23 protein-coding genes are annotated in these 23,066 nt (G+C 36.6%); 9 read left to right on the top strand and 14 right to left on the bottom strand.

The features are described 5' to 3' along the window. Window positions 1–68 precede the first annotated feature (68 nt). Entirely contained in the window at window positions 69–1,007 is a 939-nt protein-coding gene (locus EV200_RS13490; RefSeq protein WP_132533476.1) for an FKBP-type peptidyl-prolyl cis-trans isomerase, read from the top strand. A 110-nt stretch (window positions 1,008–1,117) separates the two neighbouring features. On the opposite strand, the gene EV200_RS13485 is transcribed toward EV200_RS13490, so the two are convergent. The 4 genes from EV200_RS13485 to yiaA form a co-directional block, all read right to left on the bottom strand. After that, the gene (locus EV200_RS13485) at window positions 1,118–1,591 is read right to left on the bottom strand and encodes a CYTH domain-containing protein (protein ID WP_132533474.1); all 474 of its coding nucleotides are present in this window, start codon (window positions 1,589–1,591) and stop codon (window positions 1,118–1,120) included. Further along, a complete protein-coding gene (locus EV200_RS13480; protein ID WP_132533472.1) occupies window positions 1,591–3,540 on the bottom strand; it encodes a beta-N-acetylhexosaminidase in 1,950 nt (649 codons plus the stop codon). The genes EV200_RS13485 and EV200_RS13480 overlap by 1 nt, the downstream gene beginning before the upstream one ends. A 203-nt stretch (window positions 3,541–3,743) precedes the next feature. Next, window positions 3,744–4,448, bottom strand: coding sequence for a gamma-glutamyl-gamma-aminobutyrate hydrolase family protein (locus EV200_RS13475; RefSeq protein WP_132533470.1), 705 nt, complete (start codon window positions 4,446–4,448; stop codon window positions 3,744–3,746). Between the two features lie 14 nt (window positions 4,449–4,462). Next, on the bottom strand, window positions 4,463–4,870 hold the full coding sequence (gene yiaA, locus EV200_RS13470) for an inner membrane protein YiaA (RefSeq protein ID WP_132533468.1): 408 nt from the start codon (window positions 4,868–4,870) through the stop codon (window positions 4,463–4,465). 158 nt (window positions 4,871–5,028) lie between these two features. Between yiaA and EV200_RS13465 the strand changes: the two genes are divergently transcribed. Both EV200_RS13465 and EV200_RS13460 read left to right on the top strand, forming a co-directional pair. After that, window positions 5,029–6,519, top strand: coding sequence for an NAD(P)H-hydrate dehydratase (locus EV200_RS13465; RefSeq protein WP_229676831.1), 1,491 nt, complete (start codon window positions 5,029–5,031; stop codon window positions 6,517–6,519). 326 nt (window positions 6,520–6,845) lie between these two features. After that, a complete protein-coding gene (locus EV200_RS13460) occupies window positions 6,846–7,547 on the top strand; it encodes an AIM24 family protein (protein WP_132533466.1) in 702 nt (233 codons plus the stop codon). A gap of 66 nt (window positions 7,548–7,613) precedes the next feature. Here the strand turns inward: EV200_RS13460 and EV200_RS13455 are convergent, their stop codons facing one another. The 4 genes from EV200_RS13455 to EV200_RS13440 all read right to left on the bottom strand — a co-directional run bounded on the left by EV200_RS13455 (window position 7,614) and on the right by EV200_RS13440 (window position 11,470). Continuing rightward, window positions 7,614–8,468 (bottom strand): anti-sigma factor, encoded by an 855-nt coding sequence (locus tag EV200_RS13455; RefSeq protein WP_132533464.1) that lies wholly within the window; start codon window positions 8,466–8,468, stop codon window positions 7,614–7,616. Between the two features lie 2 nt (window positions 8,469–8,470). Beyond that, on the bottom strand, window positions 8,471–9,022 hold the full coding sequence (locus tag EV200_RS13450) for an RNA polymerase sigma factor (RefSeq protein ID WP_132533462.1): 552 nt from the start codon (window positions 9,020–9,022) through the stop codon (window positions 8,471–8,473). A 114-nt stretch (window positions 9,023–9,136) separates the two neighbouring features. Continuing rightward, on the bottom strand, window positions 9,137–10,030 hold the full coding sequence (gene lipA, locus EV200_RS13445) for a lipoyl synthase (protein WP_132533460.1): 894 nt from the start codon (window positions 10,028–10,030) through the stop codon (window positions 9,137–9,139). Between the two features lie 144 nt (window positions 10,031–10,174). Next, a complete protein-coding gene (locus EV200_RS13440) occupies window positions 10,175–11,470 on the bottom strand; it encodes a short-chain dehydrogenase (RefSeq protein ID WP_132533458.1) in 1,296 nt (431 codons plus the stop codon). A 386-nt stretch (window positions 11,471–11,856) separates the two neighbouring features. Between EV200_RS13440 and EV200_RS13435 the strand changes: the two genes are divergently transcribed. Continuing rightward, window positions 11,857–13,365, top strand: a complete 1,509-nt coding sequence (locus tag EV200_RS13435; protein ID WP_132533456.1) for a malate:quinone oxidoreductase — start codon at window positions 11,857–11,859, stop codon at window positions 13,363–13,365. A gap of 79 nt (window positions 13,366–13,444) precedes the next feature. Here EV200_RS13435 and ytxJ read toward each other — a convergent pair whose 3' ends face one another. The 5 genes from ytxJ to EV200_RS13415 all read right to left on the bottom strand — a co-directional run bounded on the left by ytxJ (window position 13,445) and on the right by EV200_RS13415 (window position 16,845). Next, window positions 13,445–13,777: a bacillithiol system redox-active protein YtxJ gene (gene ytxJ / locus EV200_RS13430; protein ID WP_132533454.1), complete on the bottom strand. Its 333-nt coding sequence runs from the start codon at window positions 13,775–13,777 to the stop codon at window positions 13,445–13,447. Between the two features lie 86 nt (window positions 13,778–13,863). After that, entirely contained in the window at window positions 13,864–13,986 is a 123-nt protein-coding gene (locus EV200_RS22105; RefSeq protein WP_255352363.1) for a hypothetical protein, read from the bottom strand. Between the two features lie 53 nt (window positions 13,987–14,039). Then, window positions 14,040–14,531 carry a 6,7-dimethyl-8-ribityllumazine synthase gene (gene ribH, locus EV200_RS13425; protein ID WP_132533452.1) on the bottom strand — a complete coding sequence of 164 codons (492 nt, stop codon included), beginning with the start codon at window positions 14,529–14,531 and terminating at the stop codon, window positions 14,040–14,042. Between the two features lie 65 nt (window positions 14,532–14,596). After that, on the bottom strand, window positions 14,597–15,271 hold the full coding sequence (locus EV200_RS13420) for a LytR/AlgR family response regulator transcription factor (RefSeq protein WP_132533450.1): 675 nt from the start codon (window positions 15,269–15,271) through the stop codon (window positions 14,597–14,599). 35 nt (window positions 15,272–15,306) lie between these two features. Further along, window positions 15,307–16,845: a sensor histidine kinase gene (locus EV200_RS13415; protein ID WP_208864550.1), complete on the bottom strand. Its 1,539-nt coding sequence runs from the start codon at window positions 16,843–16,845 to the stop codon at window positions 15,307–15,309. Window positions 16,846–17,076: 231 nt separating this feature from the next. On the opposite strand from EV200_RS13415, the gene EV200_RS13410 reads away from it, so the two are divergent. From EV200_RS13410 to EV200_RS13390, 5 genes are all read left to right on the top strand, one after another. Further along, window positions 17,077–17,424 (top strand): Spx/MgsR family RNA polymerase-binding regulatory protein, encoded by a 348-nt coding sequence (locus tag EV200_RS13410; protein WP_132533448.1) that lies wholly within the window; start codon window positions 17,077–17,079, stop codon window positions 17,422–17,424. Between the two features lie 68 nt (window positions 17,425–17,492). After that, window positions 17,493–18,233, top strand: coding sequence for a carboxypeptidase-like regulatory domain-containing protein (locus tag EV200_RS13405; RefSeq protein ID WP_132533446.1), 741 nt, complete (start codon window positions 17,493–17,495; stop codon window positions 18,231–18,233). 94 nt (window positions 18,234–18,327) lie between these two features. Next, window positions 18,328–20,562 carry a M1 family metallopeptidase gene (locus EV200_RS13400; RefSeq protein ID WP_132533444.1) on the top strand — a complete coding sequence of 745 codons (2,235 nt, stop codon included), beginning with the start codon at window positions 18,328–18,330 and terminating at the stop codon, window positions 20,560–20,562. Window positions 20,563–20,678: 116 nt separating this feature from the next. Then, complete coding sequence (locus tag EV200_RS13395) at window positions 20,679–21,089, top strand: RidA family protein (protein ID WP_132533442.1); 411 nt, start codon at window positions 20,679–20,681, stop codon at window positions 21,087–21,089. Between the two features lie 3 nt (window positions 21,090–21,092). Beyond that, window positions 21,093–21,704, top strand: a complete 612-nt coding sequence (locus tag EV200_RS13390) for a class I SAM-dependent methyltransferase (protein ID WP_132533440.1) — start codon at window positions 21,093–21,095, stop codon at window positions 21,702–21,704. A gap of 519 nt (window positions 21,705–22,223) precedes the next feature. Here EV200_RS13390 and EV200_RS13385 read toward each other — a convergent pair. Next, window positions 22,224–22,733: an REP-associated tyrosine transposase gene (locus EV200_RS13385; protein WP_132533438.1), complete on the bottom strand. Its 510-nt coding sequence runs from the start codon at window positions 22,731–22,733 to the stop codon at window positions 22,224–22,226. Window positions 22,734–23,066 lie beyond the last annotated feature (333 nt).

The raw sequence follows: 23,066 nt of genomic DNA, 5'->3' as shown, positions 1-23,066 counted from the left end.
ATTTAAATCTTAAAAAGTGTTGTTTCATTTGAGCAACACTTTTTTTGTGCATTAAATTATAGCAGAAGATGAAAAAAGGAGTAATTATTATATTGGTGGCAGCTTTAGGTTTATCCGCCTGTAATAAATTTGAAAAGGGTGAGGGTGATATGACCTATAAAATTTACAATAGCGAAGGAAAACCTAAAATTAAAGAGGGCGATTTCGTTAAGTTAAATGGGATCCAGGTGATTGAAACCAAAAATGGAGATTCTACTTTGGTGAATACATATGATAATGAAAGGCCAGCATTTTTTCCCATCAGTAAATCGATGTTTAAAGGGGATTTAGCTTCTGCTTTAAAATTATTAGGTGAAGGGGATAGCGCTGTTTTTAAATTGAATCTGGATTCTATGGCTAAATATTCTGGTCAGCCTAAACCAGCTGGTGCAAAAGATAACTTTTCTACTTTCACCATTAAAATAGAAAAGGTTTTACATAAAGCTGCCAATGAGGCTGATTCTACCTTCGAGAAAAAGAAACGTTCATTTTTTGAAGAAGAATATAAAGTTTTAATTGCTAAAAATAAAGCAAATGAAGCTTCGAAAATAGCCAAGTATATTGCTGATAACAACTTGAAAACGCAGAAAACAGCATCAGGTTTACAATACATAATTGAAGCACCGGGTAATACTCAACGGGCTACCTTAACTGATACCATCATGGTTGACTATACAGGTCAGTTCACGAATAAAAAGGCTGACGGTAAAATTAATGTTTTCGATACATCTGATGCGAAGATTGCAAAAGAGGCTGGTATTTATTCACCAATGGCGCAATATTCAGCTCGTCCATTAGTTTTAGGGCAGTTGGCTCCAGGATTTATTGAAGGCGTTCAAATGATTGGTGTAGGTGGAAAGATCAAAATTATCATTCCTTCCAAATTAGGGTATGGAGAAAATGGTGGTGGTCCGATCAATCCTTTTACTCCTTTGGTTTTTGATATCTCTTTAAAAGCAATTAAATAATAGAGTCGCTGCTTTGAGAAAAAGCATATTTAACTCATAACAAATAAGGCTTAGAATCGAGAATTCTAAGCCTTATTTTTTTGGAGGTATTTTAATGATTGCAATCTAATTTACGCTGTCCAGTCTTTAAATGGATAGGTAGTTAAACTGGCATTATAATAGCGTTTGTCGCCAGTTACTTCTACACCAATCCATTCTGGACATTCAAAATCTTCGTCTTCAGATAACAGCTCGATTTCTGCTACGATTAATCCATCATTATCACCAGAGAATACATCCACTTCCCAGGTTTTTCCCTGATAGTCAATTTCATATCTGATTTTATCAAGTTCACCTTCCGAAAAATTATCCAGCAGTTCCTTTGCTTCTTCTAACGGGATTTCGTATTCATATTCTAATCTTGATGCGCCAAGTGTAATGCCTTTTATTGTTAACCAAGCCTTTGTTTCAGCTATTCTTACCCGAATGGTTTTAGCAGGGTCATTCAAGATATAACCTTGCCTTAAGCTTTTCCCAACTGGTTTAACAAGTTTATTCCATGCATCATGATGGAGCAAAAATTTTCTTTCGATTTCTATTCCCATTATCTGGCTCTTTTTTGTAAATCAGCAATCGGCATACTGATCATTCTTCCTATTGGCTGTTTTCCTTTATAGGTGATCACACGGAGCATACTTGCATCTTTTGGTGGCGTAATGGCCGTTGTATATTTAGGGTAGAAACGATCTGGCATAGAATTATCGAAACTATAATAAATGTCTAAGCCATCAATTTCAGGTGTCAATTCAATCATCAATTGTTTATCTGAACTGCGTTTCACGGTGAAAATCGGATCATAAATAGCTGGCGAATATTTAACTTCAGCTAAATCCAATCTTTTAAAATGCTCTTCTGTACGATCTATAAAGCTCGTCCAGTTTTTCTTTTCTATAGGACTCCAGATGGCTTCAGAAATGGCAAAGGCACGTGGCCATACCATATATTGTACCTGGCGGAAAGTAAAAATCTGTTCCGTCCAGAGATTGGCCTGCCCTCCGATAATATATTTAGGATCTGCGCCGGCAGGTATTGGATTAAACTGATATGCTTTATTTAACCTCAAAGAGGCATAAACCTTGGGTTCTGTGATTACATCGGCCTGCATGTAATCTAAATAAGCAAATTCAGTTGGGCTCATCACCACGTTATGCCTATCTTTTGAGGCCTCAATACCATATTTTAAACCTCTCCAACTCATAACCGATGCTGTAGGCGAAACACCGCCTTCCAGAATTTCATCCCATCCCATAAATTTTTTGCCTTTAGAAACTACAATCTGTTCTACACGTTTTTCGAAATAAGCCTGTACTTGCGGAATGGTTTTTAATCCTTCTCGTTGCATAAGCGCTTTCACCTGATCATTCTTTTCCCAGAAATTATGTGGTGCCTCATCACCACCCATATGGATGTACTCGAAAGGAAAAAGTTTAGCGACTTGTGTAATCACCGAATCCAGAAAAACGTAAACTTTCTCATTTGCCGGACAAAGTGTATTATCAACTAAAGCTAGGGGAGGAGCGCCACGACTCCAATCCATAATTTTTTCGCCTGAACGGACCTTGTAATTAACAGCTTCTGGTGTGCATGAAAGTTCGGGATAAGAAGCGATTGCGGCTAAACTATGACCTGGAACGTCAATCTCCGGCATAATATTTACAAAACGTTCTTGTGCATATTGTACCAGTTCTTTAATATCTTCCTGTGTGTAAAAACCACCGTAATTTCTGGGCTCATCGGCGGTAGGCGGAATGAAGTCACCAAAAGTGCCGGTTTTCTTAACACTCCAGGCACCCACTTCGGTTAATTTTGGTAAACCTTTAATTTCGATTCTCCATCCTTCATCATCCGTTAAGTGAAAATGTAACAGGTTAAATTTATAGCGAACCATATTATCGATAAATTGCTTCACCTCGTCTTTTGTAAAAAAGTGGCGGGCAACATCAAACATTAATCCCCTCCAGCCTAATTTTGGATAATCAACTACATCAACGCAAGGCAATTTCCATTTTACATTTTCTACCAGTTCCTTACTTTCTATCGCTACCGGAAACAGTTGAATTAATGATTGAACACCCCAGAAAATACCAGCAGGTTGATTGGCCGTAATGATAATTTGAGTGGGGTTAACATTTAACTTATAGCCTTCCGTGCCCAATTGTACATCATTTTGAGTATTCAGTATCAATTTAATTGTAGGGTGGTTTGCTGTAGAAACGGTGCTCACAAATTTCCCTGTAGCCGTTTTAATTCTTTCTGATAAAAAAGCAATACTCTGTTTTAAACCTTCATTTTTTGGCGCCTGAATACTCACATTTTCTGGTAAGGTAAATTGCCCGGCTTTTTTCATGAGCGAAACAGGCTCTGGAATAATGGCAATTGGTGCTGTTGAAACTGCATTTTCAGCATCGCCTATTTCAGTTTCATTGACTAAAGTTTGAGCATATGTATTGGCTGTGAAAATACAGTATGACAACAAAAGGAATAGTTTCTTCATTAAATATCTAAATTGATGAATTGAAAATTATTGATCTGCAATTTATTAAAAAGTTAGGAATTAGCTATTATTCTCTTCACTAATCATAAATGGGTAGCCTTCCTAAGTCGATTTAGTATCTTCAAAATAAGCCCTTAATTTATTGCAGCATTTAAACTGTTTTGCCAAACCTTTATGAATTGGGAAACAGTAAGTTAAGAAGGTTAGGGTTGATTTATAATCGCTTGAATAAATGCCTGATGTAGGTTTTTGCTAAACGGACTTTGCTGATCTTTTAAACGTTCCGGATGCCATTGTACAAATAAAAGGAATGATTTGCCTGCTGGTTCAAGGCGTTCTATTGCTTCAGCAATGCCATCTGGCGAGATAGCACTTACCACCAAGCCTTTTCCTATTCTATCGGTACTTTGATGGTGATTGCTGTTAACCAAACCTAAATCAGTATGTACAATTTGCTTTAACCATGAAGTTGGATTAATAATGATATCATGATATCGATCCTGCTTATCGGGCATTTTAGCATGGTCAAACTTTCCCCAAGCCGCGATATCTGGAATTAGCGTTCCACCAAAAAAAACATTGGCTACCTGTATTCCCCGACAAATGCCTAAAACCGGAATATGATTCGCCTCCGTATAAGCTAAAATTTTAAATTCAAATTCATCCCGAAGTTCATCAACATCATCTTCATGGCAATAAGGATAATACTCTGGATGATTGTAAAACCGTGGATGAACGTCTTCTCCACCAGTTAATACAATTCCATTGCAGTTTTTGATATCTTCAAAATTACTCAGTTTATAACCTAGCTGAATAACTTCTATGCGGCTATCGTATGATAAAACCCAATCACGATAAATAGAGAATTTGCTGCAATCTGTTACACCAATGATTATTTTTTCAGCCATTAAATTAAACGCAATTAATTGAGATCTTTATTTTTATTTATGATCTGGTTATCCCTGGTGTTTTTTTGAACGGTGATGGCTCCGAAGAGGGAAAGTAAAAAGGCAAAGGCATAAAAACCTTTTTCACTGGGTAAAAGTGTGGCATTCCATAAACCAATGACCAGCAAGGTGATGGTGAGTAAAGTTGAAAACCAGCTTATGCCATAGTAAATCTCTGTAACCGGAATGCCTTCCAGTCTATCACGAACAGCTTTTTGTAGGGAGATTACAGCAAAAAGGCCGAACATTAAAACAGTAAAATAATATCCTTTTTCATTCAGTAGCATGTCTGAACGCCAAAGGCCAACAATAAATCCTATCATGCCAGTGCCTAAGGCAATCCACGAAGCGGCTATAAATGCATTTGATGGTTTTTGATTCATTTGATTAGCATTTAATTAAAATTGATTTTTTTGGTAAAGGTTAAAGATATATAATTTTTGGTTGGTCAGTATTCGTGCCAATCATTTTTAATACCTGAATACCTTGCCAAAACAATAATACGCAAATCTTTATTATACTTAAATCCTAACTTAGTTTCATGCAAACTCTACTTACTTCAGCACAAATGCGTAAAGCAGATGAATTTACCATTGAACATCTGCCCATAGCTTCTATTGACTTAATGGAAAAGGCAGCCCGTGCTTTTGTTCATTGTTTCTTAAGAAATGAATTTGATACCAATAAAAGTATCGCTATATTTTGCGGTAAAGGGAATAATGGTGGTGATGGCTTGGCGATAGCGCATCTTTTGCTTCATAATGGATATTCAAACATTAAGGTTTATCTGGTTAACTTCAGTGATAAGCAAAGTTTAGATTACGCCATTAATTTACAACGTTTAGAAGAATCGAGGTGTAAAAAAATAGTCTTAAATACCGCTGCAGATTTAAAAAGCATCAAATCAGATATTATTATTGATGCCATTTTAGGATCTGGGCTGAATAAGCCCTTAGAGGGCGAATATGCTGTATTAGTTGATCATATTAATCAATCAAAAAAACGGGTTTATGCTGTTGATGTGCCTACAGGTTTTTTCGCTGAAGGAAAATTGCCAAAGGAATATAATGGAATTAAAGCTTTAAAAACGATTTGTTTCCAGCGGCCAAAAATAAATTTTTTTATGCCCGAATCTGCCTTGGCAACGGCACAGTTTGAAGTTGTAGCAATTGGATTGGATGAGGCCTTCATTCAGAAGCAAACTGCTGATTTCTATTTGATTGAAGAAGACGATATCAAACAGATACTCCAACCGAGAAAACTATTTAGCCATAAAGGTACTTATGGACACGCTTTAATTATAGCTGGAAATACAGATACAATGGGTGCTGCTTTACTATCCGCCATGGCTTGCCTGCATACCGGTGCGGGCTTAACCACGGCCTGTATTCCACCTAGTGGATTAGTTGCATTGAACACCAGATTACCTGAAGTGATGTCCCTGCCGCGTGATGAATATACTAAAATCGAAAACCCTGAAAAATACCAGGCGATCGCCATCGGACCAGGCTTAGGTGTTTCCAATGAAAATGAACGTTTATTGGAACATTTAATCACAACAAATCAACCCTTAATTATTGATGCTGATGGCCTGAATATATTAGCCGAGCGGCAGGATTTGTTAAGTAAACTGCCTGCCCATTCTCTTTTAACGCCTCACATGAAAGAATTCGACAGACTTTTTGGTGCTCATGAAAGCTGGTGGGAAAGACTACAAACCGCAAAAGAACAAGCAGTAAAATTGAAGATCGTAATTGTTCTTAAAAATCAGTATACCTTCGTTTGCTCTTCTGAAGGGAAAGTATATATCAATCCCACAGGTAATCCAGCCATGGCTCAAGGTGGAATGGGTGATGTTTTAACTGGTGTAATTGCTGCATTTCTTGCTCAAAAATATGCCACAATTGATGCGGCGATTTTAGGCTGTTATGTTCATGGGAAAACCGGTGATCAGTTGGCAAAAGATAAATATGTGGTAACGGCATCGGAAGTTGCTCCAGGAATTGCTTCAACAATTCACGAACTGATGTGATTTGTTTATTAATTTAAGTTCGATAACTATTAATAGCTTTTGTTCTAAACTTATCAATACTGCTGTTCTGGTAGCACAGCAAATGTTTTAAAAAGTATGCATTGTACTTGTTATCTTCCAATGGCCAGCATGTAAATAAACTATTACTAAAAAATAAATAAATTAATACCATAATTACTAAACCCCTTTTAAGAATATTCTATAGGTGTATATAGATGTTTTACCATCTTATTGATGTTTTTGTTTTCATTTAAGCGCATGATTTAAAATGAATTTGGCTCATGAATTGATATGGGTGTTCATAACCGAAAACAATTTAATTAATTATGGAAACAAAAAAAGAGTATACCCTAAAGGAACTTATTCAGGAATCTGCAGAGGATCCAAACGAAAATGATTTTTTTGAACTAGAGAAGCCAGCACTACTGGAAGTCAATTTAAGAAATCAGAAGATTATGGCAAAGGCCGGATCAATGGTTGCATATATTGGCAATGTCGATTTTAAACGTGAAGGCTTGTTAAGCAAAGGATTAGGAGGCTTATTAAAAAAAGCAATCTCTGGGGAAGGTACATCATTGATGCATGCCGCAGGAACAGGAAAACTTTATTTAGCTGATGAGGGTAAAAAGGTCAAAATCATTAAGCTTCAAAATGAATCAGTTTTTGTAAACGGAAATGATGTTCTGGCACTTGAAGATAGCATTAAAAATGAAATCAAAATGTTGAAAAGTGTAGCGGGAATGATGAGTGGTGGGTTATTTCAAGTTAAACTATCAGGTAGCGGATATATTGCGATTACCACTCATGGAGAGCCAATTTTGTTAAGGGTAAGTGCAAATCAACCTGTATATACTGATCCAAATGCTACAGTGGCCTGGTCAGAAAATTTATCACCAAATATTAAAACGAATCTTACTTTCGGATCATTTATAGGAAGAGGCAGTGGGGAATCATTTCAGTTAGAATTTTTTGGAGAAGGTTGGGTTTTAGTTCAGCCATATGAAGAAGTGAAATACGCTCAAAAATAATTACATCATAAAAAAAAATCCCGGCAAATCTTAATTTGTCGGGATTAATATTTTAAAACGCTGTTATTATACACCACCCATCACGGTTAGTTTTTCCATGGTTGGATTTACACTTCCACCCATTGGTTCTAAGGTAACTGCAAAAGCCTGTGCTTCCTGTATGGTTTGCATTTTTAAAAGTGCTTCCTTTGAAGTAGAATCAGTTTTACCGAACACACCGAGGCTTACTGGTTTGCCATTAACCATTGCCCAAAGTTGATATTCATGTTGAGCATCTGCCTTTGGAAGATCCATTGCCAGGTAATTAATCAGTACGCTTTTATTCTTTTTGTTCCAATAGACATTCATTTTTGACTGAGGACTAATAGCCTGTCCCTGCATTTTGATGGTTGCCCATTCCTTACTGTCATTCATCTCCACCAGATTGCTTAAACCTTGGTTAGAATATTCCAGCTTGCTTACAATGCCTGCAAATTTTTGTTTGTCTAAATTTAAGCTTGCAATCTGATCATGTGCATCTGTTAACTTTGTATAGGTAATAAATAGTGCAGCTGTACTAATCACTAAAAGTGCTACGCAGGCTACCAATGCATAACGTAAAGTTCTAACCTTTCCGTCATGGCTTTCGAACTGAACTATTTTTGTTTCCTGTGTTAAAGATGGTATAGAAACAGATTCAGTCTCTTCATCTAGACTGATACCTAATTTTTCAAATAATTTTGTTTCAACAGATGCGGGTGGTTGTAATGCGTTTTGCATCGCAAATTTTTCAATGGCATTTTCAATGGCAGCAAGTTCATCTCTAACCTCCTGATGTTTAATAGCTATTTCTTCTACCTGCAACGCTTCCTCAGGCGATAAATCACCCAAAACGTACAGTTCAAGTACTCCTGATTCGATATATGCTTTTAAATTTTCCACGCTCAATTAAAATTCCTTCTCAATTCAATAATAGCCAAACGAATACGGGTTTTTACCGTACCTAATGGCAGATCTAACTTTTCTGCGGCTTCAACATGCGTGAAGCCCTTATAATAAACTAAATCAAGAACGGCTTGTAAGTCCGGTTTAAGATTTTCAACAAGTTGCTTAATCCCAAGTACATCTGGGTTAAAGGTAACTTTGTTTTGTTCATCAACGAAACTTACGTTATTTTCTATATCCTGGTTTTTGAGTGAATTTTTAAAATCTTTAGAACGTAACTTATCTATAGACAAATTACGGGCGATATTCATCATCCACGTAAATAGTCTTCCCTTTGTATTGTCATAATGCTCGGCAGATTGCCAGATCTTTACAAAGGTTTCCTGTAACACATCTTCAGCCAGTTCAGTATGGGTTATAATTCTGGAAATAACGCCATAAAGTGCCGGTGAATACATGCTGTACAATGTTTTTAACACTGTCGAATCTTTCGATTGCAGTGCAAGAACAAGTTCAGGTTCAGTTAATGTAGATTTTTTTAATGCAGTCACTATGAATACTAAGATACATTACTGAACACAAAAAGCAAAAAAATGTTTTATAAACTAATTCCTTTATGGAGTGCGATTTATAAAACATTCTATTCATCATCTATAATTTTTGAGCTATGCTATACCCTCAATAGGGAAAAGATGTTTTTCAGCATGGTAAGAAGAGCGAACCAAAGGACCACTTTCTACATATTTTAATCCTTTAGATAAACCAACTTCCTTGTACATGGCAAACCGATCTGGATGAATCCAATCGATAACCGGATGGTGATTACGGGTAGGTTGTAAATACTGTCCAAGTGTTAAAATGTGTACACCATTTGCAACCAGATCATCCATTGCTTCAAAAATATCTTCATCAGTTTCACCTAAGCCTAGCATAATACCCGTTTTAGTTCTCAAGCCAAATTCAGAAATTCTTTTTAAAGCTTCCAGACTTCTATCATATTTCGCCTGGATTCTTACTTGTCTGGTTAAACGTTTAACAGTTTCCATATTATGTGAAACCACTTCAGGACGTTCTTCTAATACGCGGTATAAATTATCCCACTGACCTTTAAAATCAGGGATTAATGTTTCAAGTGTAGTTATTGGACTTTCTCTCCGGATAGCCTGCAGTGTTTCTGCCCAGATAATGGAACCGCCATCTTTCAGGTCATCACGGTCTACAGATGTGATGACACAATGCTTTACTCCCATTAATCTTACTGAATCTGCAATGCGATTGGGTTCATCAACATCAACGGCTAAAGGCCGACCGGTTGCTACTGCACAAAAAGAGCAGCTACGGGTACAAATATTTCCCAAAATCATGAAAGTTGCAGTACCAGCACCCCAGCATTCACCCATATTCGGACAGTTACCACTTTCGCAAATGGTGTGAAGCTTATGGGTATCAACCAGACTACGAACCTGAGCGTATTCTTTGCCCACAGGCAACTTTACACGCAACCAATCTGGTTTACGTTTAACTTCAGTTACAGCAGGTACTACTGGTAGATCAATCATAATGCAAAGTTAAGGATTAGGATTGAAATGTGACAATATGGAAATGTTGTAATGTTGTAATGTTTGCTGGTTTATTGGTTCAATACTCAATTCAGTGAATACAGATTTACTTTATGCAAACTTGTAAACCAGAAACTAAACAGCTTACCATAAATTTTTTGCTTTGTTCAACAACTCACTTCCCTTTTTAGTAATTTCCTTTTTACTGTTATTTATCGTGGATGACTCCGTATATTGACTCACAGCATTTGAAATGTTTCTGAATTTATGAACACCTGCAAAAATCTCTTTAGTGTGCGGAACATTGTTATCTCTCATCACCTGCTCCCAATTAATTTTTGCTATGGTAGCAATCATATATTTTGATACCAATTTTGTTATAAAGGCTTTGTCATAAACACCTTTCAACGCGGCATCGGGTTTTCTTTCGTTTGCAAAATCAATGATTTCTTGAAAGGCTTGATGTTCTGTTTCAGAAAACAGAGGGCTTTTCTTTAATTTTTCAAGTGCCAGAACAGCCTTTTCAGGATAGTCTCTTTTTAAATTGAGATAGGCATCAATTATCCATACCAATTCGTTTTGAAGGCCGAGTTTGTTCATATCGGTTAAAAAGAATTCAAAATCTTCCAACGATCTTTCCTCATCAATCTTTCGTTCCATCCGCATTCTGTCAAAGCCTCTGAAAAGATAATTCATTCCATGAAATGCAGTATGGGTTTGGGTATCACTTAAATTTCTCCAGCCAAAAAATGCCTTGGTATATGGCAACGGGATATTTTCATTTTTATCAAGCCACTTGATGTTCCTTGATAATCCATCCTCTGAAAGATAGTACAGGTTATTGCCAAAAAATAAAAACCCTCTTACAAACTCTAATAGGGTTTTGATTTCAGAATCAGGCAAAAGTTCGGGCTGTGTTTTCGAACATTCATATAGGGCAAATGGCTGACCTAAATCACGGGTAGTCAATACGGCCATACTTAAAATGGCGTGTTCTATATTCTGCGTACGAAGCTTTTCAGCCGGGGAAATGGTTTTGAAATCTACCTTAGGAGCGCCATGAAGTACATTGAGTCCTTGAATCAATCCCGGGAAAATATCTTCATCAGTTTCTTTTACAAAGGCTTTCACCTTACGGTAATTGTTGTAGATTTTAAGGGCCTCTATCACCGAAATGCTATGCTCGTTGGTATCTATCTTGTCCATTAATGCCAAAGTAGATCGGGTGTGCCTAGAAAAATGCTGGTATTCCGCCATATTTGTGTCTAGTACAGCATTTGAACGAATGGCAATTTTGATGAACTTATAAAAAACGATTTTATCGTAATTGATATTTTCGTCTAGCTTTTGTTTATCCAATAGGAGCAAGGCTTCATCTGTCTTGTCACCAGAACAAGCCCAAAGGAAAATAGTACAAATTAATAAAAGTAAATACTTCATCAATTGAAAATAAAATGGTTATACCGAGGCTGATTTATCAAAACTAATCTTTTTCATTATTATTTTAGTGTCAATTATTCCTTTAACGAAATTGATTTTGAATACTACTTGGCATGTAAATTCAAATTATGCTTAAATAATAGCAATGAAATTGGGCGGAAATTTTCAAATCGACCTATTTGGTCTTTAGTTCTGTTTTTATAATGCCATTTTTATCAATTTTCCCTTTAGCGATTTAAAACGGAATGGCTTTTGCGAAAAGTGATTGTTTAAGAAATGTTTTACTAAATTAATTTCTAATTTTTCGGCAATTTTTTTAGTTTTCCAAATGCAAAATTCGTTGTATGTTTGAAATGATTCTAAATTTGTAACTCCTTTAATATAAAATGACTAAAAAGAAAAAGACAGTTGGCAAAACTGACGCAGATGTGATTTTAATTGGCGCTGGTATTATGAGCGCTACCCTTGGTGTTTTATTAAAAGAGTTAGAGCCCGGTTTAAGTATCGAAATTTACGAAAGACTTGATATTGCAGCAGCCGAAAGTTCAGATGCCTGGAATAATGCAGGAACGGGTCACTCTGCTTTTTGCGAATTAAATTATACACCCGAAAAAAGTGATGGTACCGTTGAAACTAAAAAAGCGGTACAAATTGCCGAAAATTTTGAAGTTTCTAAACAGTTCTGGGCTTATCTTATCGAAAAGGGATTGGTTTCAAGTCCAGGAAATTTTATTCGGAAAATTCCGCATATGAGTTTTGTTTGGGGAAAGAAAAATGTAGATTATCTTAGAAAACGTTATGAAGCATTGCAAAAATGCACGCTTTTTAGCGAAATGGAATATACTGATGATGCAAAAGTAATTGATACCTGGGCCCCTCTGATTATGGAAGGACGCAAGAAAGATGAAAAAATTGCAGCTACTAAAATGGATTTAGGAACCGATGTTAATTTTGGTTCTCTAACCCGGGATATGTTCAATCACCTTAAGGAACAGGAAAACGTAAACTTATATTTTAACCACGAAATCCGTGATTTAAAGAAAAATAAGGATGGCAACTGGGTAATTAAGGTTAAAGATTTAGAAACCAATGATACGCGCAAGCGTGTGGCTAAATTCATTTTCATTGGTGCTGGTGGTGGTTCTTTGCCACTATTAGAAAAGTCGGGCATTCCGGAAGGTAAGGGTTTTGGTGGTTTCCCGGTAAGCGGACAGTGGTTAAAATGTACAAATGATGAAATTATTGCCAAACACCATGCAAAGGTTTATGGCAAAGCGGCAGTTGGTGCACCTCCAATGTCTGTTCCCCATTTAGATACGAGAATGATTAACGGCAAACAGGCCCTCCTTTTTGGTCCTTATGCTGGTTTTTCTACCAAGTTTCTTAAAAATGGATCTTTTTTGGATTTGCCTAAATCCATCAAGTTTAACAATATCCGCCCAATGATTTCTGCGGGGTTACATAATCTTGATTTAACAAAATACTTAATCGAGCAGGTAAGACAATCACCTGAAGATAGATTAGAGGCTTTAAAAGAATATTTACCTACGGCAGAATTAAAGGACTGGGAGTTGGAATATGCCGGACAAAGGGTACAGGTAATTAAAAAGGATGAGAAAAAAGGTGGCGTTTTAGAATTTGGTACTGAAGTAGTTAGTGCGGCAGATGGTTCTATTGCGGCGCTTTTAGGTGCATCTCCAGGTGCTTCAACGGCTGTTTCCATTATGCTGGAATTACTGGCGCGTTGTTTCAAAGAAGATTTGGCTACTGATGAGTGGCAGGCTAAAATAAAAGATATGATCCCAACTTATGGGCAGGAACTATCTGATGATGCTGACCTTTGTAAAAAAACGAGAGAAAGAACTTCTAAAGTTTTGGAAATAGAAAATGCCTGATCGATTTCAGGATAGCTTATAAAAAAGGGCGAAAAATTATTTTTCGCCCTTTTTTATGCTTTAATAACTCTAAATATTTCTAGGCTGCGATTACTTCTGCAACTTCTTCTGCAGAGATATCACTGTGTGACGCTTCTAAAACACATTCTCCATCTTTGATTAATAAAATTTGTGGAGACTGGTGTGCTACATTAAAAATTTCTGCAATTGAGTTGGAAATTTCGCGATAGCTGATTAAATCCAAAAAGTAAAGTTTTGTATCTTCCGGAATCACTTCCCAGTTAAATTCGAAATTTCTTTTTGCCATCATCGAAATGGAGCAACGGGTGCTGTGCTTAAAAATTAAGCTATAGCCTTCTGCATTTTTAATTTCGTTTAACTGATCCAGTGATGTTAAATTAACCCAAGTCATAGTAAATATTTTTTATAGGCATAACACTTGCATGAAGGTAATGTTCTGCAAATAACCTAAAAATGAAAATTAATAAATATTGAAGATTAGTTTCGCCTGCGTTTGCCTTCAGGATAAGAGCTATATGCCGGACAAAGTTTAGAAGAACAAGATTCTAAAATGGTAATGGTGCAAAACACCGCCAATAATAGGATGGCTACTTTTTTCATTGGATTGGTTAATTTAATTCGCTAAGGTACAAATAGTTTACGAAAGCGCAAGGTTAAATATTTGCTGCGAAATCAGCCATTTTGATGGCCGTTATTGCGGCTTCATCTCCTTTATTACCATGCTTACCGCCTGCACGATCCTGAGCTTGTTCCAGGTTGTTGGTAGTTAATACACCAAAAATAACAGGTTTGCTATATTTGATGCCTACATTGGTTACGCCTTGAGCTACGGCATCGCAAATAAAATCAAAATGTTTGGTGTCGCCCTGAATCACGCAACCTAAACAGATTACGGCATCAATGTCACTTCTTTTACTTAATAATATTTCAGCTCCACCAGTTAATTCAAAGCTCCCGGGAACGGGCAAAGAAATAATATTTTCTTCCTTCACACCATTTTCTATCAGGGTTTTTAAAGCACCGTTGTATAAAGCACCAGTAATTTCAGCATTCCATTCGGCTACAATAATTCCAAATTTATAGTTAGCGCCATTTGGTACCGTGGTGTGAGAGAAATCAGAAAGATTTTTAAGTTGTGTTGACATGGCGCAAAGATAAGGCTAAGCTTTCAATGTTGGAAGCAGAAATGTTTAACGGTTGTAAGATTTAATCAGGTTAATTGAATACCACTGTAAGTTGCACCAATCGGAATGATTTTATTCCCTACCCAAATCTGATTTCGGTCGAACTTTGTAATTTGACTTTTGGCCACTATGAAAGCCCTGTGGCATCTGATAAATGCAGCCTTAGGTAAAAGTTCTGCTAAATCGTTAATCGTGACTCTTGAACTTAAAAGCTTATCTTTCAATTGGAGCTGAGTATAATTTCCTGAAGCTTCCACGTAAAGAATATCGGCCAACTCCACTTTAATCTGTTCATAACCATCTTTAATAAAAATATAATTTGCTTTTGCTCCTGTGATTAGGTTACGAAGGTTATATAACTCTTGCGCCTTATTGCAGGCTTTTAAAAAGCGAGAAAGTGAGAAAGGTTTGAGCAGATAGTCAACTGCATCCAATTCAAAGCTTTGCACCGCATGTTCAGTGTACGCTGTTGTAAAAATAACCATAGGTGGATTGCTTAAACTTTTCAGAAAATCAATGCCGCTGATGTCGGGCATTTTAATATCCAGAAAAATCAGATCAACCTTATTTTGCTGCATGAAGCTAATGGCTAGAAAAGCATCTGTAAAAGTTTCAGACAGATTTAAAAAGGGAACTTTTGCTGCATGAGATTTCACAATATCCAGTGCAATGGGTTCATCATCTATGGCAATAGCAATCATCTTAGTTTATTCAATGCAGCAATATAGGTATAAGATTAATCCAGTTGTAATGTTAAATGAACAAAAAACTCTTTTGCGGTTTCACGGATGATCAGTTCATGCTTGCCATAATAGAGTAATGATAAACGCTGTTTCACATTTTCAAGTCCAATGCCACTTTTAAGTTTTTCAGGATCGTTGTCTGCCTTGATATAAATACTGTTGCTGACATCGAAGTACAAGGTGTTTTCTTTTGTTTGTAGGGTGATTTTGATATAAGACGGCTGTTGCAAACTGATCCCATGTTTAAAGGCATTTTCTATAAAGGGAATTAATAACATCGGCGTAATCTTTAGGTTATTAATTTGTTCCTCAATAGCGGTGTCGATTTTTATATCTCCGGTGCGTGATGTTCTGAGTTTTTGAAGGTCAATATAATTATTCAGGTATTCAACTTCGCGGGTTAAGGAAATTTTATCCTGCATATTTTCATGCAACATAAAGCGCATCATGTCTCCAAGTTTCTGAATTCCTTCGCCAGTTCGTTCGGCATTTTCTTGTAAGGCTGTTCCAAATAAAGTATTTAATGCATTGAAAAGGAAGTGGGGATTAATTTGAGATTTTAGAAAATTTAAATTGGCATCCGATTTTCCTAGTTCAGTTTTAAGCATTTGAATTTCATTCTGCTTCTCGAATTTATTTTTATAAATGTACCAGGCGGCCGGGGTAGTTATACAAACTAAACTGATCAATGTGAACGCCAATGTAAGCGGCACTGCATTTCCTCCGCTCATAAAACCGGCAAGTAAAAGGAGAATAAATGGAATGATCAGAATTGAAATGGCTAAATTTCCCCAAAAATATCGCCCAAATCCCTTCATTTCCTTTCTAAGGTTAGGGATGATGTAATATATAGAGATAAAAGCCATAATCACATTTACTGGTGGTGCAATGAGCCAAAAAACCAGAATTTCATTATCAGATTTAGCAGATATCACTGCCATCAAAATCATTAAAGAGATTAACCATATTCTGGTGGTTATAAATATTTCAGGAATAATGTTTTTACTATAGCTTTTCAAAAACTGAATTTTATTGATGAGTGCCAGTCCTTGTTCATTAAAATAGGCATAGATATTAAAAAGTAAGTAGAGAAAGAAAATATAGGTAAAGGCCTCCCCAAAAAAAATGCCGTACACATTATTTACATCTTCCATTTCTACCAGGCGATAGGCTTGCGAGTAGGTATTGGCAACCATCCAGGTGACTACAGAAATAGCGGTAACGATAACCGATAAAATAACATTCAATGCAATGTTATTTTTACGGGTTAACTGGGGCATCAAACAGAAATTAAAAAGTAGAAAACTGATGTATATAATGCTGATTTTGAATAATTCAGGAAGGAAGAAATTTTCTATTACCGAAAAATCAATATCATTATCTTCAAACCGATAGCTGTGACCAGAGCCATAAGTGGTTTGTGAGCAAATGCTGATCAAAGCCAGGATATAAAGGGTAGTAGAAATCCAGAACTCCAGCTGGTTGATGTTTTTTGCTTTTGTAGGAGGTGTAGTTTCTGATAGGATGTGCATATGGATTGTAAATTATATCACAATGCTACAAAGAGTTATTTATTTGTTATTTAAAATGTGACGGATACATTAAAAAATGTGATGAACGTAAGATTTACAAGTTAATGGGTGTAAAGGGATAAACATGAATATTTCATTATCTCATTCCGTATTCACTTATTATCTTTGAGCACAAAAAAAAATATTCAATAAGTCACTCACGCATTCAAAATTCATTCATTTAATAATTATATGATCGTTTACGGAATACCCAACTGCAATACAGTAAAGAAATCACTCGACTGGTTAAAGGAAAATAAAATTGATTTTGAATTTCATGACTTTAAGAAAAAAGGAATTACTGCAGAAAAGCTAAATGAATGGTGTAAAGTTTTTGGCTGGGAAACGGTGTTGAATCGCAAGGGGCTTACCTGGAAAAAACTCAGCAAAGAAGACCAAGCCAATATCAACAATCAGGAAAAAGCGATTGCGTACCTGATCGATAATACGAGTGCCATCAAGCGTCCGGTGATTGAAAAGGAAGGTCAGCCACTTTTAATATCTTTTGATGAATCTCTTTATGCTAAAACACTAGCCTAACTCATGTGTTGTATTGTTAAAGTTTGTTAAATGCAAGCTTTAGATATTTTCCTAACTTACTTTTGAATATGTATAAGCTGATCATTTTTCTTTTCCTCGCCTTGCCTGCCGGCGTTATCGCACAAACCGTAACCACTGGTACGGTGTTCGATTACTCAAAAAAAACAATCTCATTACCTGGTGTATCTGTCCGAAACATCAATAGCAAAAAGACAACCAGTACAAATAGAGAAGGTAAGTATACTATTGCTGCTACTGTTGGCGATTTAATAGAATTCTCAGCGGTTGGCTATCATACCGATACCTTATACCTAACCAACTTATTAAACAGAACCATTTACCTTCCGGTAAAATCCAATAGCTTAGCTGATGTTGATGTAAGAGGGGTAAGAATGAATAGCCAGATTACTGATGCGAAAGATCCTTTAGCTGAGAAATATACACTATTAAATACAGGTGGAAACCTGAACAGAAAAAGAATGACAGATAAAGTTGGCGGCTTGAGCCTCAATTTGGGATACGGTAAGTATAAAAGACAACAACGCAAAGAGGCTGAAATGGAAGAGAAGGATATGTACCAGGAAGAGATTGATGCAAACTTTAGCGAAAAAGCCGTTACAGATTTAACTAAACTGCAAGGTGAAGATCTTAAAAATTTTATGATCATTTACCGCCCTTCAATAGAGCAGATAAAAGCAGAAAGGCCTTATCGTTATAATTATTATATCTCAAGAGCATTTGTTGCGTGGCAAAAATTAACTCCACAGCAAAAAAAGTTACAAGATTTACCCAAATTAAAGGTGAATTAATAGGAAACCGAATTTCTGGCAGTAACATTATAAGCACATATGTCGTCATATGTGCTTATTATTTATATTTACATCCGTAATACAACTTATTCACATGAAAATAACCAGACTAATCGCTTTGTGCGCCTTTAGTTGTGCTTCCGCTTTATCTGCTTTTGCGCAACAGGCTGCACCAGTATCCAATTACAATTCGGCCGATGCCTTCGGACCACTTTTTTACACTCAAAATGGAAATGAATTTCGCTCTGCTAGTGGCGCTCCGGGCGCTAAATATTGGCAGAACCGGGTAGATTATAATATCACCGCAAATCTTGATGAAACCCAAAATCTGGTTACCGGTTCGGTTACCTTAACATATAAAAACAATAGTCCTGATCAGCTTCCATATCTATGGTTACAGTTGGATCAGAATACATTCAAAGAAAATTCCCGTGGCAAACAAATTACACCATCCCGTAGCCGTTATGGTGCCCAGGGCGAAAAGTTTGATGGTGGCTACCAGATTAAAAATGTGAGCGTATCTAAAAAATCCAGTGCGGTAAAATTTACCTCATTGATTGAAGATACACGTATGCAAATTCGCCTGGATCAACCTTTGGCTGCGAATGGTGAGGTGATTACCATTAAAATCGACTATTCTTATGTGGTACCGAAAGAAGGATCGGATAGAACAGGTCATTTAACCACTAAAAATGGAGAAATCTTCGCCGTTGCCCAATGGTTTCCACGCATGTGCGTATATGATGATGTAATTGGCTGGAACACTTTGCCTTACTGGGGTGGAGGTGAGTTTTATTGTGAATATGGTGATATCAATTTCGCCATTACAGCCCCTGCCAGTCACATTGTGATGGGTTCGGGTGAGCTTTTGAACCCGTCGGAGGTGTTTACGCCTGAGCAATTAAAAAGATGGAACGCCGCAAAAAATAGTGATGAAACAGTTCATATTCGCACGGAAGCAGAAGTTACAGATCCAAAATCACGTCCTGAAAAAGATAAATTAACCTGGAAATATAAAATTATCAATGCACGTGATGCGGCTTGGGCTTCATCAAAAGCTTTTGTTCTGGATGCCGCAAGGATCAATTTGCCAAGTGGTAAAAAATCACTGGCCGTTTCTGCACAGCCAGTAGAAAGCAATGGTGTAGATGCTTATGGAAGAGGTGTGGAATATGTAAAAACATCAATTGAACATTATTCTACAAAATGGTTTGAATATCCATATCCAATGGCTGTTAATGTAGCCACAAACATCGGTGGGATGGAATATCCGGGTATTGTTTTCTGCGGATGGACTGCTAAAAAAGGCAGTGCATGGGGCGTAATTGATCATGAGTTTGGCCACACCTGGTTCCCAATGATTGTTGGCTCGAATGAACGTAAATTCGGGTGGATGGATGAAGGTTTTAATACTTTTATCAACGGTATTTCATCTAAAAATTTCAACAAGGGTGAATATGCTAAGCGTGCTACAAATATGAATATCATTGGCAAGCAGGTAATTGGTAATCCGAAATTTGAAAACATCATGTTAATGCCTGATGGAATGATTGAAGGTAACATTGGTATTAACTTGTACGCAAAACCAGGATGGGGACTGGATATTTTGAGAACAGAGATTTTAGGAGAGGATCGTTTTGATTATGCCTTCCGCCAATACATTAAGAATTGGGCATATAAACATCCTACACCTTATGATTTTTTCCGCTCGATGGAAAATGGTGCGGGTGAAGACTTAGCTTGGTTTTGGAGAAGCTGGTTTTTAAATAGCTGGAAGATGGATCAGGCGGTGAGTTCAGTTCAGGAAGTTAAAACTGATGGAAAACTTACAGGCTATTCCATTAAAGTACTCAATTTGGAAAAAATGCCAATGCCTATTATCCTTCAGGTGAAAACCAAAAGCGGTAAAACTGATACGGTTAAAGTTCCTGTTGATGTATGGATGAAAAATAACAGCTGGTTGGTCCGTTATCCAACAACTGAAGAAATTGTTTCTGTTACTTTGGACCCAAATAAGGTTTTACCAGATAGCAACCCTGATAATAATACCTGGACTGCCGGAACAGGCGCTAGTACGCCAACGGTTAATTTAGATCAGTATTTAGGTGTATATTCTACAACTAAGATGGCTATCAAATTCACGATTACAAAAGAAGATGGCGGATTAGTTGCACAGGCAACCGGACAACAATCTTTCCCATTAACTTATGTAAGTGAAAATAAATTTTCCTTCGAAGACGCTGGTATAGAGATATTATTCAACCCTGCTAAAAAAGAATTTAACATTACTCAAGGTGGAGGAACCACACTTTTTACAAAGGATAAATAATTATAAAATTTTAAACTTGAAGCCTGGCAAATTAGATTGCCAGGCTTTTTTTATGGCAATAGGTCTACACTTTCATCTGTATAAATGAATATTTTCGTGTTTTAAATATTGTGATTATGGAAGAACATGCTTTAGAAATTACCAACCCGGCTGGAATATATGATCCCCGTCCACATGCTTATTCGCATGTGGCCACCGTATCAGCAAAAGATTTATTGGTTTTTGTAGCTGGACAGGGGGGAAGCAGAATGGATGGGATTTTGATTAACGATTTTAGAACACAGGTAAAGATTGTGTTTGAAAATATTGCCATTGCACTAGCCAGTAAGGGATTAACAATGCATCATATTGCAAAACTGACTACGCTTTTAGTAGGTTATGATGATGAAAAACATCAGATCCTGATAGAAGAATCAACTAAAATATGGGCCGACCTAAAATTTCCGGTGAATACCCTGATTCCGGTGGGAAGGTTAGCATTGGAAGGAATGTTAATTGAAATTGATGCAGTTGCTGTTAGTTTTTAAATAATGGATAAATCTGCCGAACGAAAAAACGTTTATAAAGTTTATGATCAGATTGCAGATTGGTATTCAAAAAATCGATCTCATGCGATAGGAGAAAAGAATTATTTGGATGAACCGATGACGTTTCTACCTTCAGAGGCTGAAGTTTTAGATTTAGGCTGCGGAAATGGTAAACCAATGATGGAATATTTGCTCCAGTCAGGGTTGAAGGTAACAGGTGTAGATGCCAGTGATAAAATGCTTGAACTGGCAAGAGAAAATTTCCCTGAAGAAAATTTTATACTCGAAGATATGCGAAAACTTAAATTGGGTAGAAAGTTTAATGCCATTATTGCCTGGCACAGTTTCTTTCATTTGCCTACAGCAGATCAGCCGGATATGTTTAGTGTTTTTGCAGATCATCTTCATGATAGAGGTATTTTATTATTTACTTCAGGAACGGAAAACGGCGAGGCCTGGGGCTTTATAGGTGGTGAGGACTTATATCATGCATCATTAGATACATCCAGTTATGAAGCGCTTTTATTGGGCAACAATTTTAAAGTACTCAAACATCAGATTAATGATCAAAGCTGTGGTGGTGCAAACGTTTGGATGGCACAATATAATTCTTAAGAATTTCTGTCTGATTGGTGTTATTAGTGTGCCAGCTACTAATTTTACAGCTATGAGTGGACAGGAGGTTTGTTGATGATAAAGCCAACCAAAGGGTTAATTTTCTCTCGCCCTTCTCCTTTCAGGGAAAAGGAGCTGCCAGGCGGATAGAGGCTTTTTTTCTTTCCATTTTTTATTTTCAGTTCATAGTTCTAAACTTTCCGACGGTAGTTCAGTACTTGCCGTTAATAATTCTAAACTTTCAGTTCATAGTTCTATACTTTCCGATGATAGTTCCAAACTTTCTGACGGTAGTTCTGAACCATCAGTTAGTCGTTCTGAACTTTCTGATGATAGTTTTAAAGTGTCAGTTAATAGTTCTAAACTTTCAGTTCCGAGGTCTGAAATAGTAATTCGTAGTTCTGAACTTTTCTAATTACAAAGGTTTTATTCTTCTTCTGGTTGGTGTTATCACCGACCAGCTAAAATACCTATAATGCTGACTTGCGAGGTTGATTGGTGATAACACCAACCAAAGGGTTAAATATGTTCCATGTAATGTGTGATAATTTCATTCTTCTGATTCATTAAATAAAATCTTGCAGAAGAGTACTCATAATCATGGCTTTCCAAGCAAAGTCCTTTTTTTACTGGATTATAATGAACATACTCTAACTTTTGTTCAAAAATTTCTCTCGTTAATATTGTTGCATTGTATGGCCTCCTTTCCCAGAAATGATACTGCCTATCTGCTTGTGTACTTTTATAATTTCTAAGCTGTTCTGGAAAATTTGCGATAAGATTGAATTTTATTTGTTGGGCTGTATATTTTAAGAATTGCTGTTGTATACTTTTTTCTATCCATTCATCTTGCTTAGACCAAAGTATGTGAATATGATTTGGCATGATAACATATCCGTAAAGCCATATTCTATTTTCCTTAACAAGAAATTTTAAGCTATCTAGAACTATCTCCTTATGCCTTTTTTCTAAGAGCAGATTTTGCCAGTTTAAGCAAGTGGCTGTAAAAAATTCAATCCCTGATGACATTATCTAAGATACTGTTTTTATTCTTCTTCTGGTTGGTGTTATCACCGACCAGCTAAAATACCTATAATGCTGACTTGTGAGGTTGATTGGTGATAACACCAACCAAAGGTTTATAGTAGTTCGTAGTTCTGAACTTTTCTAATTACAAAGGTTTTATTTTCTTTCGCCCTTTCCCTTTCAGGGGAAAGGTGCCGCTAGGCGGATAGGGGATTTTTCTTCTTCTAGTTGGTGTTATCACCGATCAGCTAAAGATGTCTATAATGCTGACTTGCAAGGTTGATTGGTGATAACACCAACCAAAGGTTTAATATTATACAACTATGAGGGGAAGGG

Origin of the sequence: Pedobacter psychrotolerans (genome assembly GCF_004340665.1) — a bacterium.
Taxonomy (GTDB): Bacteria; Bacteroidota; Bacteroidia; order Sphingobacteriales; family Sphingobacteriaceae; genus Pedobacter; species Pedobacter psychrotolerans.
This window is presented reverse-complemented; position numbering and strand designations above follow the sequence as displayed.

Bases quoted from the DNA above. Each gene is read 5' to 3' on its own strand.
- EV200_RS13435 (WP_132533456.1), top strand. From the start codon at position 11,857: ATGACTAAAAAGAAAAAGACAGTTGGCAAAACTGACGCAGATGTGATT.
- EV200_RS13440 (WP_132533458.1), bottom strand. From the start codon at position 11,470: ATGAAGTATTTACTTTTATTAATTTGTACTATTTTCCTTTGGGCTTGT.
- EV200_RS13485 (WP_132533474.1), bottom strand. From the start codon at position 1,591: ATGGGAATAGAAATCGAAAGAAAATTTTTGCTCCATCATGATGCATGG.
- lipA (WP_132533460.1), bottom strand. From the start codon at position 10,030: ATGATTGATCTACCAGTAGTACCTGCTGTAACTGAAGTTAAACGTAAA.
- EV200_RS13410 (WP_132533448.1), top strand. From the start codon at position 17,077: ATGATCGTTTACGGAATACCCAACTGCAATACAGTAAAGAAATCACTC.
- EV200_RS13400 (WP_132533444.1), top strand. From the start codon at position 18,328: ATGAAAATAACCAGACTAATCGCTTTGTGCGCCTTTAGTTGTGCTTCC.
- EV200_RS22105 (WP_255352363.1), bottom strand. From the start codon at position 13,986: ATGAAAAAAGTAGCCATCCTATTATTGGCGGTGTTTTGCACCATTACC.
- EV200_RS13475 (WP_132533470.1), bottom strand. From the start codon at position 4,448: ATGGCTGAAAAAATAATCATTGGTGTAACAGATTGCAGCAAATTCTCT.
- EV200_RS13465 (WP_229676831.1), top strand. From the start codon at position 5,029: ATGCAAACTCTACTTACTTCAGCACAAATGCGTAAAGCAGATGAATTT.
- yiaA (WP_132533468.1), bottom strand. From the start codon at position 4,870: ATGAATCAAAAACCATCAAATGCATTTATAGCCGCTTCGTGGATTGCC.
- EV200_RS13490 (WP_132533476.1), top strand. From the start codon at position 69: ATGAAAAAAGGAGTAATTATTATATTGGTGGCAGCTTTAGGTTTATCC.
- EV200_RS13420 (WP_132533450.1), bottom strand. From the start codon at position 15,271: ATGATTGCTATTGCCATAGATGATGAACCCATTGCACTGGATATTGTG.
- EV200_RS13415 (WP_208864550.1), bottom strand. From the start codon at position 16,845: ATGCACATCCTATCAGAAACTACACCTCCTACAAAAGCAAAAAACATC.
- EV200_RS13480 (WP_132533472.1), bottom strand. From the start codon at position 3,540: ATGAAGAAACTATTCCTTTTGTTGTCATACTGTATTTTCACAGCCAAT.
- EV200_RS13385 (WP_132533438.1), bottom strand. From the start codon at position 22,733: ATGTCATCAGGGATTGAATTTTTTACAGCCACTTGCTTAAACTGGCAA.
- EV200_RS13390 (WP_132533440.1), top strand. From the start codon at position 21,093: ATGGATAAATCTGCCGAACGAAAAAACGTTTATAAAGTTTATGATCAG.
- ytxJ (WP_132533454.1), bottom strand. From the start codon at position 13,777: ATGACTTGGGTTAATTTAACATCACTGGATCAGTTAAACGAAATTAAA.
- EV200_RS13460 (WP_132533466.1), top strand. From the start codon at position 6,846: ATGGAAACAAAAAAAGAGTATACCCTAAAGGAACTTATTCAGGAATCT.
- ribH (WP_132533452.1), bottom strand. From the start codon at position 14,531: ATGTCAACACAACTTAAAAATCTTTCTGATTTCTCTCACACCACGGTA.
- EV200_RS13405 (WP_132533446.1), top strand. From the start codon at position 17,493: ATGTATAAGCTGATCATTTTTCTTTTCCTCGCCTTGCCTGCCGGCGTT.
- EV200_RS13395 (WP_132533442.1), top strand. From the start codon at position 20,679: ATGGAAGAACATGCTTTAGAAATTACCAACCCGGCTGGAATATATGAT.